Annotated in this window: 1 protein-coding gene; it reads left to right on the top strand. The window is 66.2% G+C overall.

Annotated features, from left to right (window positions below; translation table 11 throughout):
• Positions 1 to 207, top strand: a 207-nt coding sequence (locus V6767_RS22820) for a hypothetical protein (RefSeq protein ID WP_448475524.1), incomplete at both ends; no start/stop codon positions are given.

Genomic DNA, 207 nt, shown 5'->3' with positions numbered 1-207 from the left:
TGGAAGGCGTAGAACTCCTGATCCTGGCCGTACGCGGCGGCATAGATTGCAGCAGCCTTGGCGTCACCGTCACCACGCAGCTCTTCGGCTTCGCGGAATGCTTCGGCCAGCAGGACACGGCGCTGGCGATCGGCGTCGGCGCGAATACCCTCGGCAAGCTCCTTACCCTTGGCGCGATGCTCGCGCGCCTCACGCTCCCGCTCGGAA

This window comes from Martelella sp. FLE1502, assembly GCF_053484255.1.
The sequence above is the reverse complement of the archived record's forward strand: the minus strand, read 5'-3'. Positions and strand labels throughout refer to the sequence as shown.